Here is a 12,556-nt window from a genome sequence, read left to right as displayed (position 1 = left end):
AAACCAAGATTTATTAAAAAGCAGCTTGCAGGTAACTCTATTTCAAATATAGAGACTTTACTCATGCAAAAAGTCTATTGAGTTAGGCTAGCGATCGCTCCTCCAATGATAAGAGCGATCGCGCATCAAACTAGCGGCAAGAAGACGACTAGAATAAATTTCTTCGTTGCTAATCAGCGACTCATTGCAAAAATCTGTTCAGCCGTTAAGGGAATGTTCGGAAACAATCTAGAATCAATTCGATCCTGTCCTCGAAACACCTTTGGGGGGAAATACTCTCCATCTTCAAGTTGGTAGATTGTAATGGTTGGCTGCTTGGGAGAACCAATGAACCGAATGCCACCAAAAGCAGCATAGTCTACAATGATGTATTCAAACACGCCCAAGTCCTCTCTACGAGACGCTACGCGAACATATTCAGCAAGTTTTGTCAGATAGTCGTCCTTCCAGTTGTTGCTAACGACTTCAATGACTCCGGGTGGTGGAATATATGCAGCAGCTGAACTAGAGTGCTTAAGGAATAACAGAGGAGAACCCAGTGTCGTAATGCTAGCTAAATTTAACAGATTTATTTTCTCACGAAAAATAAAAGAGAGCTTTTGGTAATGCGATCGCCTATGAAAGACCCATCGCACAAATGCTACTTATCCTCTTTCACATTGGCAGAATAGCGCAAATAATCCCTCACGCAATTTAAATTAACGATCTCAATGGGAACAAAATCTTCATCACCTACTAGAACACAAGGTGCGATCGCCCCTGGCGTTGGTGGAGCCAGACGCTCGCGGACTCGCTAACGTCTGATTAGTCTGCAAATAATCATGTAGTAAATTGCAACCCCGTGTCAGTAATTTTTCCAGTTCGATATCTGCCAAATTCTGGAAAATCACTGTGCCATTACCACTACCCGCAGCCAGAGTCTTGCCGTCATTACTAAAACTGACGCTGGTTAACTCTTGCTTATCACCTTTCAAAGCAATCAGCAACGTCCCTTCTCGGCTCCAAATTCTCACTTTGTCATCACTGCTAGCTGCCAGAGTTTTACCATCGGGGCTAAAACTCACACTGATGAAACTATCGCCATCGCCTGTAAGATTATTTAGCAAATGACCGTCCCGGCTCCAAATCTTCACCGTGTTATCAATACTAGCTGAAGCGATCGCCTGACTATCAGGTGTCCAAGCAACCCCATTTACCCGGCGACTATGACCAGTTAAGTTGTATAGCAATTTACCATCTACACTCCAGATTTTTACTGTTTTGTCATCGCTGGCTGAGGCTAGCAACTTGCCATCTGGGCTAAAGCTTACCCAATTCACCGCATCTTGATGTCCGTGCAAGGTGTTAAGTAGTTTACCGTCTCGACTCCAAAGCTTTACTGTTTTATCTTTACTAGCTGAGGCAATTACTTGACCATTAGGCGACCAAGCTACACTCAAGACGGTATCATTATGACCCTGTAAGGTGTTGAGCAGTTTACCGTCACGACTCCAAAGCTTCACCGTTTTATCTTTACTAGCCGAAGCAATTACTTGACCATCGCGGCTAAAACTAACGCCCCAAACTTCACCTTTATGCCCCGTGAATGTACGGAGTAGTTTACCGTCTCGACTGAAAAGTTTTATAGTTTTGTCTCGACTTGCTGCTGCTAAGGTGCGATCGTCTGGGCTAAAACTGATGCTAGTTACCCAGTCATTGTTATCGGCTTTGGGCTTTCGCAGTAACACATCGTCCAAATGCCAGAGTTTAATAGTTTTGTCACGGCTTGCAGAAGCCAAGGTGCGACCGTCTGGGCTGAAACTGACGCTATTCACCCAATTATTATGTCCCTTGAGAGTTCCCAGCAACATACCTTCAGAACTCCAAAGTTTGATTGTCTCATCGGTACTAGCAGAAGCGTAGGCGTAGCCCGCCGTAGGCATCGCTTTCCCATCACGGCTAAAACTGACGCTGGTAACTCCAGCAGTATGCCCCGATAAGGTTCGCAGTAGCTTACCCTCTAAATTCCACAGTTTGATTGTCTGATCTAAACTAGCAGAAGCGATAGTTTTACCATCGGGCGACCAAGCTACACTTAAGACTGCATCATCATGTCCCTGGAAGGTTTTAAGCAGCTTACCATCCCGACTCCACAATTTCACCGTCTTGTCAGCACTCCCGGAAGCAATGGTTTGTCCATCAGGCGACCAAGCGACACTTAAAACTGCACCATTATGTCCCTGCAAGGTTTTGAGGAGTTTACCATCCCGACTCCATAGTTTTACCGTCTTGTCACTACTCGCCGAAGCAATAATCTGACCATCTGGGCTAAAACTGGCACTATTCACCACACCCTGATGCCCTAATAGAGTAGCAAGCAGTTGACCGTCTCGACTCCAAAGTTTCACCGTCTTATCTTGACTGGCGGAAGCAACGATTTGACTATCTGGGCTGAAACTGACGCTATTAACTACATCTTCATGCCCCGATAATGTTTTGACCAAGCTACCATCGGGATGCCAAAGTTTGATTGTAGTATCCGCACTGGCTGAGGCAATTAAGGTGCGATCAAGGCTAAATGTAACACTATTTACCCCAGATATATGCCCTTCCAAACGGTTATATTCTCTTAACCCAGAAACTGCTTGATATAGTGCCGTCTGTACTTGCTCTTTAGTATTGGAATCTACCCAGATTATTTGTTGTAATTTTCTCCCTGCTTTTAAAGCTTCTTTTAAAGCATCAATACCTTTTTGGGATGCAAATAAGGCTTCACTAGATGCACTGAGGGTTTTAATTTCGCTATCTACTGCTGTGACTATGGAAACACTTAATCCCAATATGGCGAGAACAGAAGCAGTAAGTGCAATTTTCAAGGAACGATTTAATTGAGCTTCACTGAGTCTTTGTTTCTTTTGACTTTCTGCCAGTTTAGCTGTTAATTCTTTTTCTTTGAGTTCAGCTCGTAATTGCTCAATTTCTAACTGACTTAATTCTTCGCGCTTGTGTAATTCTCGTAATTCTGTTAATAAATCCAAACCCTGTTGGGGATAAGGATCTACCAATTGCGATCGCTGCTCATTTTGGCTAAGTTCGCTCTTAAGTCGCTCAATCTCAGCTTGACTCTGTTCTACTTTGTAACGTAACTGGTTAAGTTGTACCTGTAAGCTCGATTCTTGTTGTTGCAAGTAGCGAATCAAGTCTACTAAATAATCATGAATCAGTTGATAGCGTTCTGGTACATCAGGGAATAGTACCACTAAACCGGAGCTAACTAAAATTTCTAATACTAACTCTAATTTACTAGCATCTTCTAATTCTGCTAGCTGCGCCGCTAATTCAGCACGAGTTTTAAAAGGTCGGTTGTTACCTTCATCTGTTAATAAGTATAAGACGAGTAACGCGGCTCGTTCATTTTCTGGTCCGCAGTCTTTAATTAATTCCTTAAGATATCGCTCGATGAGTTTGTTCGGTCTATATGGCTGATATTCTTCTAGTGTAGTAATTCGCTCATCTTGAATTTGCGCTCCCACAACTTGCAATTCAATGGGGCGGACTTCTCCAAATCCTGTGGATAAATCTTCGATTAAAGCATCAATTAAAGCAGGCTCTAAATTAAACTGCGATCGCTCCGTCAATTTTCGAATAATTGCTTTAGCATATTCTGGCGAAAAATTATTTAACTGGTAGCGGATATGCTTGTCGAGAATATTGTTGTTAATCGCTTCCAGTGCTGAAACATGTTTAAAGTCTAATAAACGATGTAAATAATCTTCTCGTAAAGAAAGAATAACTTTGACAAAAGGTATATTCAGGCAGTCGCTAATAAATTTATCAAATTCTTGCTTTTGATTGCGATCGCTATAACCAAAGAAAAATTCTTCAAACTGGTCAAAAATTAAAACTGTAATCAGATGGTGATCAGCATTTTCTTTTAGTTGTTGTAAAATTCTCAGGATGGCAATCGGTGTAGCAGAGTAGGGCAATTCCGGTTCAATGGCTGCTTCTGGCATGATATCAGCGTAGATGGCAAGGGATGCGTCATTAGACATCGCCTCACTTAAAGATTTTCCTAATTCTCGTGCCCAATCGGTGTAAACTTGCAGTACTACAGGTACAGCTATTTGATCGCCAATAGCTCGATTTTGCAGTGCTGGAACTAATCCCGCAGTTACAATAGAACTTTTACCTACCCCTGATTGACCGTGAATCACCGTTAATTTTCGATCAGCGCGGCTAATTCTGCCAATTAAGTTATTAATATCACGCTCTCGGCCAGAAGCGGCAATTTCTAAAGCAACGCTGCTACTCCCAGAAGGTGTCATCAATGCTGGGTTTGTCGCCTGTCTTTGCGGTTGCAAGCGTCCCGCACCGATAAAAGCCCGAAAACCATACTGCTGCTCAACAGAACGCCGTTTCTGGCGAATGTAATAGGCTTCCAGATATCGCCCTTCTTCAAAGTAAAGCGATCGCAGTGTCCGTAATAAGCGAATATAACGATGGGCATCGTATTGATGGGCACTGCTTTCTAATGCTGCTGGTAGTTCTTTTGTCGCCTTGTCTAAGTATTCACGGGCTACTTCTAACTCACCTAAATTTCGCTGTGCTTTCGCTAAAACTAAATAGTAAATTTGCCCCAGTAGTAACGGAAATAAGCAGTTATAAGGGTCATTGTGCTTTTGCGCCTCGCCTAATTTCAGCAGTGATACGTGTGCTAATATACTCGCCTGTACCCACCGCGATTGCTGTACAGCCACTTGCGCCAGAAAACCGTAGTCACAAGCTAATTGGATTTGACTACCATAAGTTTGATGCAACTCCAGAGACTTTTGAGCAACCGTCTGCAATTCTTGCCACTCTTGCAGATATTGCAAAACTTCCGCGAGTTGACTAATAAATCCAGCAACTATATCTGGACGACCAGCCACCTGTAAGATAGTCAAGCACTGCTGAAAATAAGATTTAGCTGTGTACCAATGACGGCGATTTTCTGTTTGATTTTGCTCTGCTAAACGGCAATAACATAGTCCAATATAAAACAGCAAAACTCCCTGTCGTAGAAGTAGTGGAGATGGTGGAGATGGAGGAGATGGGGAAGTAAAGGGAGCAGGGTAAGTAAACTCCCCCTCATCTCCCTCCGCTCCTTCATCCCCTTTCTTCGCCAACTGCTGCCAAACTTGCAAGCTTTGCTGAAAATGGTTTAAAGCTGGATTAATGCGATCGCTAATATAATCATCTAGACCAAAAACAAATTCTAAACTGGCGTGTAATTCTGGCTCTAAGGTAATACCACGATTGTGCAACTCTCTGATGGCAAAGTGGAGTTCATAGCTATGTTCCCAGACTTGCTCCACAGTGAAATAATTCTTTGCAACTTGAGGAGGTTGGTGTTGTGCAGAATCGCTTGGTAACACCGTCGCAAATAAAGAGTCAGTTTCTTGTTGCAAAAATTGCAGCAATGATTCAGTTGTCATCTCAAAGCGAATCGGTGTCGCCGCCCAACTAGCAAAATCTGGCGCTAAACGCACAACTTTTTGCAATACTTCCTCATTCATCCACACAATCATTGGAAATGGGTGGCGCTTGCGAAATTCATCACGAATATGATTGATAGAACTCAGTAGATCGTCAAGTCCATCTACTGACTCTAAACCCAAAATCATCAACGCTGAGGGCGGATTATCTTGGTTTAGCAGTTGTAAATGAATACTTGTATAAAGGCTTCTAGCATTATGCGACAGAACAACCTTTTGAATTCGGTGTACTCCTGAAGAGAGTTCTTCGAGTCGTTGTAGCATTCGCTCTTGCAAAACTCGATAATTGCAGCACACCAAAACCAGGGAGAATTGACCATTAGAAAGGGTAATTGCTCTCCCCAAACTTCGTAGAGCATGCTCGTTAGCTGCTCTTATATCTGCTTGTGGGTGTCGTTCAACCATGATTTAAATTTGTCCGTCTCTGCTAAAACTGGGTTGACGGCAAACCAAGCTCCTTGATGATCGCGGTATTCAAATACAAATAGACTTCGCAATAGGGCGTGGTATTCTATATCACCTCTGACTCTCTGCTGTTGCACCACCTGAAAGATTAATTCCCACTCATGAGGATCGATGGCGTTGGCTCGGTAATCCCGTTGTCTTTGAATCACCAATTCGACACAATCCCGCTCAAAGGGTGGATCTTGTTCTCGCAGACAGTCAAACAGTAACCCTAGCAAGTCGCGTACATGACCACCACTAATCAAGCACAATCGATCTAAGGTTTCCCGACTATCAAACACCTCTGTAATTAAGCATAACCGATCGCTAGGCAGAATGTCTGGAAAAGCTCTAGCTAGTACCATTTGCTGCATCATTCCTAGCCCTTGGCTGAAAATCTCCCCAGAGCGCAAACGTACAGGTATCATCGGTAACATTTTTGGTGCAACTCCTCCCCCTAAACGATGCTGAAGTTCGGCGCTATCGTTGGAGAAAGTTAGGGCTAAGGGAATAGTATAGACTACATGACAATTCAGTTTGCGTAACTGTTCACCCCGCTCAATAAATAAGTATTCTGGCAGCGATCGCCCCGATGGTAAAGGTCGAATTGCCACTCTATCCAAGTTATCAACAATGACTACCAGTCCTTTTTTACCCCTGGTTTTCAGTTCCTTAGTGGCACGTTCTAGCAATTCTTGATTAATTGACTGTAAAATATTTGCTGTTCGCGGTTCGAGATAATCTCTTAAGCGCCGCCGCAATTGGGGACTTTCTTTAGTTTTAGCTGTAATTTTGGCAATCCCTACAGACAATTCTGCTTCTACCCCAAGGTCAATTGGCGTTTGCAAAAAATCTACAATTTCCCCAAACAACTTGGTAAAGTAGGTAGGTTTGAGCCTAATTTTCATTGCTTCTAGACTTTGGCTCACCTGGCCTGCGATCGCCAACAAAATATCAGTCACATCCACATCTGCCATTTCTAAGACATGGGTAGACTCAAAGTAAACTACATGAAATTGCTGCACTTCCAACTCAGCTTTGAGCCGCAACAACTCCGTTGATTTTCCACAACCGAGATGTCCTGTAAATAGTTGACAGGTTGGGACATCTGGCGATATTCTAGCGATCGTGCGCTGCAAAGCCTCGATAATTTTGCCACCCCGCACCGCAGCAAAATCGATATAGTACCTGCGATCGCTGGCATTTCCTATAATTAGAGGTCTGCTCGGATTGCAAGCCTGATAAAATCTTTCTAAATCTAGGAGCATAACTAATCGAATTCACTCAGGAATAGGGATGACAAAATCTACTGATTAAATATATTAGTTTTAGGGAATTGAACCCTTAATTGTAAGTACATCTCACCTAAACTACTAACTAAACTAGCAGTATTCAGGATAATTGTTCATATATAAGTTATATGTAGCACATCGCAATGCTGATATTTGATTTTAAGTAAGCAGAAATACTAGTATAAGTACAAATAGCAAAAAACCCTTATCTTAAATAAGGTACTCTTATGAATATTAAAAATATCCAACACAAAAAAAGGTACTGTGAAGTACGATTTTCTAGTATTTTTGAATATAGAGTTTTGTTACAGCAATTTTGAGCTTAATCTCGTTGCTAAATCATGATTTTGTTGATGAAAACCATGATTTTAGTAACAACAGCTATTGCATTCAGAGTAACGACCTCTGAAAAACGGGAAGTAATCTACAAACCCATTGAGTATAAAATAACGCAATCGTGCAGCTTATCGGGCAAAATATGCTTCAGCACAGCTCCAATTTTGGCATCTTGTCCAATAAGATAGCGTGTCTTGGGTTTTTTTGCAGTGAGTGCATGGACAACAGCCTGAGCGACAAGATCCGCAGAAATTCCCCTAGATGCGATAATCTGCATTTTCTCACGGACAATATTCATCGCCTGACCGTAGAGATTTTGTGCTGTTTGGGATAGATCGTGCTGTGCTATTTCAGATTGACTTAACGACTTTTCCCAGATTGGGGTAGCGATGGAACCAGGTTCAATAATTGAAACCGAGATTCCCCAAGGGCGTAACTCCATCCGCATTACATCATTGAGTGCAACGAGCGCAAATTTGGAAGCATTGTAAGCGCCCAAGAACGGCGTCGGGCTTCTACCAGAAATGGAACCCATATTGACAATTCGACCCCGACTCTGGCGTAATAGACCAAGAAATGCTTGTGTCACTGCTAATTGTCCGGTGACATTAACCTGCATCTGGTGTTGAAATTCTGCGATCGCTAATAATTCTAACGGCCCTGGAACAGCAATTCCGGCATTATTCACTAAACCTAAAATCCCAGCACCACCGACTGCATTTGTTACCCGATCAACAGCAGCTGCGATCGATTCGGCGTCAGTAACATCTAAAAAAATCGGAATCAGCCTTTGTGACCCTTTCTGTTTAAGTGTTTGAGCATCACTATCTTGACGCACCCCAGCAAAAACAGAGAAGCCCAACTGGTCTAAACGCAAAGCACACGCCTGACCAATTCCTGTTGATGCTCCTGTAACCACTACTGCGCGTTGATTTCCTGCAACCATTTACTCTCTCCTTATTATGATGAAATTACTGAAATTACGAATTACATTAGCGAAGCGGTAGCAAGTCTTCTCCCTTCGCGCAGCGTTAGCGAGTCATCGAGCGTCATTACGAATTACGCATTAGTATCAATCTCTGCAAGTACCAGCACGAAGACAATCTTCGGTTTGGTCATCTCTAGCCGATATTTGCCACGGGAATTTGTCTAACTGAGAATTTGTGCTGTAAACAACTAGAGTAGTTATTACGGGAAGTTGGTTTTCGACAATTGACATGTCACTACTACAAGTATTGCCTAGTTGAGCATTGTATAAATACACAGGCAATGCCATCAGTCCAATGCAAATTGTCCGATTCATAACACCTCAGCTAAAAATTTCCGATTACGCTATGTATGTATAGATACCACCTTGATGAATCGGATTTCCAAACTGAGTATTGTTATGATGTTGTGTCAATTTACTCAGTGCTACTAGCCGCAGAGACGTAATTTCTAAATTATCGGTTCCACTCTTTTTTTAGGTTAAACATTGCCTACAAGATGGCTTACTACTAATTTATGCAGATGCAACCCGAAAAAACAGGACAAAAAACCCACAGCACTGAAAAACATATCTTTCTAGCTGCATTCCCCAGATAAAATAATAAAGAGTGCTGAGTCACCGAAATGGTCGATGACCGACAAAAAAAGATACAAGCCCCTAAATTTATTTATGGGATTGTTAATTTTGAATTTTGAATTTTGAATTCGGAGCGAAGCGACGTGACGCCCTCACAAGACGTAGATACTGTAAACGTTCCCAACATCGACCCAGAAGAATATGGCAACTCAGACAATGATCCTCTAGATGAGTTGCCAGATGAAGTTGAAATGTCCCTTTTCGACCACCTAGAAGAGTTGCGGCAGCGCATTTTCTATTCCCTGATTGCGGTAGCCGTGGGCATTATTGGCTGTTTCTTTGCCGTTAAGCCGATTGTCCAGCTACTTGAGGTTCCTGCACATGGAGTAAAATTTCTCCAACTTGCACCCGGAGAGTATTTCTTTGTCTCCCTCAAAGTCGCAGCCTACACTGGTTTTGTACTGACTAGTCCTTTCATTCTTTACCAAATTATCCAGTTTGTGCTTCCAGGACTGACTCGCCGCGAACGCCGTTTATTGGGGCCTGTGGTTTTGGGTTCGAGTGTGCTGTTTGGTGCTGGGTTAGTATTTGCCTATTTACTCCTTATCCCCGCAGCGTTGAATTTTTTCATCAGCTACGGAGCAGATGTAGTTGAACAACTTTGGTCAATTGATAAATATTTTGAATTTGTGCTGCTACTGTTATTCAGCACTGGTTTAGCATTTCAAATTCCGATCATCCAACTGTTGCTCGGTAATTTGAATATTGTCTCATCTGAACGGATGGTTTCTGGTTGGCGTTACGTGATTATGGGAGCAGTGGTTTTAGGAGCCGTGCTTACACCTTCTACTGACCCCTTAACTCAAAGTCTCTTGGCGGGAGCAGTTTTAGGGCTTTATTTCGGTGGTGTTGGACTGGTTAAACTTACAGGGAAATAATTATATTCTCAAAAATTTCAACTTATACTAATTCGCTATGAAGATGCATTTAATTATTAAAGGAACCGCCTTGGGGTTCACCAGTCGCCTACTTAGTGAAACCCGCCTACAGCGTCGGTTCACTAAGTAGACCAAGGGAGAAGGAGTAATTATTAAGTGCAAGCTCACAGAAAATTGGTATAACCACTATTTCCAACTTTTCGGTAACACAATACAGGTTGATTGCTTGCTCGTTAAGGTTTTGCTCGGATGTTATGGCGTGTAGAGACGTTCCAAGACAACATCTCTACACGCGTTATCCATAGGCCAACACAGTTCAGTTAAACCAATTGTTTTTTCTCTCTCTGCGTCCTCTGCGCCTCTGTGGTTCGTTCAAAAATAAAAATTTTAGCCTCAAGCCAAGCGTATTGATCCATAGGGAAATTATCTTATCCAAACCGTATTGCCATCCCTTTTGTTTCTTATATTTATTTTTAGCGGGAGAATTGTGAAAATTTACGGAATATTCGCAATCAGTCCATTCGGAATAGCTTTGATAAGACTATCAAAAATATTAATTACATCAGCAATGGAGTCTAAAAATTGCTGAAAATTTTGGATGTTTCTGGCTGCCGCGTTGAGTTTATCGGTAGCTCCAACAATTTTTGACATAGGATTATTTACATTTGTATCTAGCAAAAAATCCAATTGTAAAGACATAATTTTTACACTTAATTCGCTTTCTCTAATTTGTAGTTTTTCCCACTTATCTTGAGCATCTTGAAATTGCCTACTCAATATTTTATTATTTTTTAGGGCATCCAATGCTTGGCTACGAGTTACATCGATTGAATCTGATAGCCTTTTTCTGCAATCTTCGAGATCCTTAAAGTTAAGCTTCTTGTTAGAAACTGTTTTACCAGTCATAAAATTATTCCTCTATTTGTTTGTACTTTTTTTAGATTTTTCATCAAACTTAGCAAGCAACGGACTTACTTGGCTGATATACTCTTTTGTAACTTTCCTTACTTGCGCTAATTCAGATGGGTTGATTTTCTGATTTAGAAAAGCTGAAGGTTGAGCGTTTATACTTCCCGTTTCTTTAGCAAAGTATTTTTCGCATTCGGATTTTTGCTGTGACGATAGTTGTTCTTTATTATTATTAAAAATGAGCTTAAGCTTAGTGTGAAATTCGGCAGTTTTTTGGATAGTTGTCACATAAGCTGCTCCATCCTTCTTCTTACTAACAACCTTATCGATTTCTGTGCGTTCTTTCTGCTCAAGTTCCATCTGTTGGTCTTGCAAAGATGCGAAAGCTTCAGGCTCTCCAGAATTGTTATAAGAGCTATTTACTACATTATTTAATCGTCCACCGTAAAAAGCGTAATGTTCGGATATCTTATCAATTTCACTGTTAAGAAGATAATTCACATAGTTTTCATCAAAGAAGCTTGCCAAACCATTAGCGTATGGTTGAATATACTCGTCAGTACAAATAACCGCAGCTTTCAAGTTGCTTCTTTGGAAGTCACGCAGGCTCAAGTTAGTCAGAAAATTAGCGATCTTTAATCCGGCATTGATCGTATTATCGTCAATCTTAGCTGTGCCAGTACTAGTTTTAACCTCTAAGTTCTTCAGTGCATTAGCGATCGCTGTATATTTTTCATTAAACGCAGCTGTATCTTGGGCTGCAAGCTCACCTACAGACCTGACGTAACCCACGAGAACACTACCAGCTCTATTAGCCCGTTCAGAGTTTGGTCGATAGAGCTGATCGCAAACCTTTAATTGCTCCTGCATGTTTTCCCTATTTGCAAACCAAGAGGCTCTACGGACGCAAGAATCATAAATATCGGCAGACACTTTATCGTTGGCAGCCTCCAACTTAGCCGCCTGAAGTCCAAAATTTTCAGCCATCTTAAGATCGTTATTATTTCCGCAACTCCCCAGCATTATAGTGACGGGAATTATAGCAAAAGCAATTTTGAACTTTGAAAAACTTTTATTGATCATTGATCATTGTTTAACTAAACTTAACTTAACGGCTAAATTAACCCTCTTCTATCACTCTTACGAGAAAATAATCTAAAATCATTACGGCATAAAGCTTTTATCAAAAATATTTATTTCAGGTATTTTCTTAGAAAAAAATGCTTAAATTAGCGCTTTATTTAGAGTTTAAACCTTAGAGTTTATTTTTTTCGAGAGTAATTAAATAATATTAACTTGAAGGGAAGATTGAGAATTACCTTAATGAAAAGGTTGAGAATTAGTATTGCATGTAGCTATATTTACAAGATAAATTTGCAACACAACTTAACGTGATTGCGACTTATACACTGTATAAATTAACAATTCAAAAATAATTATTTTATGTATCAATGTAAATAGTTCATTTCGGTTTTTATCAATCATTCTTTGACGGTAAATAACGCACGTTGTAAGGGTAATTTATGAACATAGGTGTCAACTTAAGCCCAAGCGAATGAA

General features: G+C 41.2%; 7 protein-coding genes and 1 pseudogene. 1 reads left to right on the top strand and 7 read right to left on the bottom strand.

Annotated elements, in window-relative coordinates; genetic code table 11:
* Positions 1-173 precede the first annotated feature (173 nt).
* The 5 genes and pseudogenes from V7K25_RS13765 to V7K25_RS13745 form a co-directional block, all read right to left on the bottom strand.
* A pseudogene (locus V7K25_RS13765) lies at positions 174-509 on the bottom strand (Uma2 family endonuclease); the annotation flags it as partial.
* A 219-nt stretch (positions 510-728) separates the two neighbouring features.
* Positions 729-5,918, bottom strand: a complete 5,190-nt coding sequence (locus V7K25_RS13760) for an nSTAND1 domain-containing NTPase (RefSeq protein WP_335158751.1) — start codon at positions 5,916-5,918, stop codon at positions 729-731.
* The gene (locus V7K25_RS13755; protein ID WP_335158749.1) at positions 5,888-7,225 is read right to left on the bottom strand and encodes a P-loop NTPase fold protein; all 1,338 of its coding nucleotides are present in this window, start codon (positions 7,223-7,225) and stop codon (positions 5,888-5,890) included. Before V7K25_RS13755 ends, V7K25_RS13760 begins: the two co-directional genes overlap by 31 nt.
* Positions 7,226-7,673: 448 nt before the next feature.
* Positions 7,674-8,531 (bottom strand): SDR family NAD(P)-dependent oxidoreductase, encoded by an 858-nt coding sequence (locus tag V7K25_RS13750; RefSeq protein ID WP_335158747.1) that lies wholly within the window; start codon positions 8,529-8,531, stop codon positions 7,674-7,676.
* 126 nt (positions 8,532-8,657) lie between these two features.
* Positions 8,658-8,888 (bottom strand): hypothetical protein, encoded by a 231-nt coding sequence (locus tag V7K25_RS13745; RefSeq protein ID WP_335158745.1) that lies wholly within the window; start codon positions 8,886-8,888, stop codon positions 8,658-8,660.
* A 404-nt stretch (positions 8,889-9,292) separates the two neighbouring features.
* Between V7K25_RS13745 and tatC the strand changes: the two genes are divergently transcribed.
* A complete protein-coding gene (gene tatC / locus V7K25_RS13740) occupies positions 9,293-10,087 on the top strand; it encodes a twin-arginine translocase subunit TatC (protein WP_335158743.1) in 795 nt (264 codons plus the stop codon).
* Between the two features lie 495 nt (positions 10,088-10,582).
* On the opposite strand, the gene V7K25_RS13735 is transcribed toward tatC, so the two are convergent.
* The gene (locus V7K25_RS13735) at positions 10,583-10,993 is read right to left on the bottom strand and encodes a hypothetical protein (protein WP_335158741.1); all 411 of its coding nucleotides are present in this window, start codon (positions 10,991-10,993) and stop codon (positions 10,583-10,585) included.
* 12 nt (positions 10,994-11,005) lie between these two features.
* Positions 11,006-12,079: a hypothetical protein gene (locus tag V7K25_RS13730; protein WP_335158739.1), complete on the bottom strand. Its 1,074-nt coding sequence runs from the start codon at positions 12,077-12,079 to the stop codon at positions 11,006-11,008.
* Positions 12,080-12,556: the final 477 nt, after the last annotated feature.

It is taken from the genome of Nostoc sp. (genome assembly GCF_036919495.1).
GTDB lineage: Bacteria > Cyanobacteriota > Cyanobacteriia > Cyanobacteriales > Nostocaceae > Nostoc.
Note: the sequence above shows the minus strand (reverse complement) of the source record. Positions and strands in the feature narration are given on the sequence as shown.

Coding starts and splice junctions, on each gene's coding strand:
- V7K25_RS13760 (WP_335158751.1), bottom strand. CDS start 5,918: ATGGTTGAACGACACCCACAAGCAGATATAAGAGCAGCTAACGAGCAT.
- V7K25_RS13755 (WP_335158749.1), bottom strand. CDS start 7,225: ATGCTCCTAGATTTAGAAAGATTTTATCAGGCTTGCAATCCGAGCAGA.
- V7K25_RS13750 (WP_335158747.1), bottom strand. CDS start 8,531: ATGGTTGCAGGAAATCAACGCGCAGTAGTGGTTACAGGAGCATCAACA.
- V7K25_RS13745 (WP_335158745.1), bottom strand. CDS start 8,888: ATGAATCGGACAATTTGCATTGGACTGATGGCATTGCCTGTGTATTTA.
- V7K25_RS13735 (WP_335158741.1), bottom strand. CDS start 10,993: ATGACTGGTAAAACAGTTTCTAACAAGAAGCTTAACTTTAAGGATCTC.
- V7K25_RS13730 (WP_335158739.1), bottom strand. CDS start 12,079: ATGATCAATAAAAGTTTTTCAAAGTTCAAAATTGCTTTTGCTATAATT.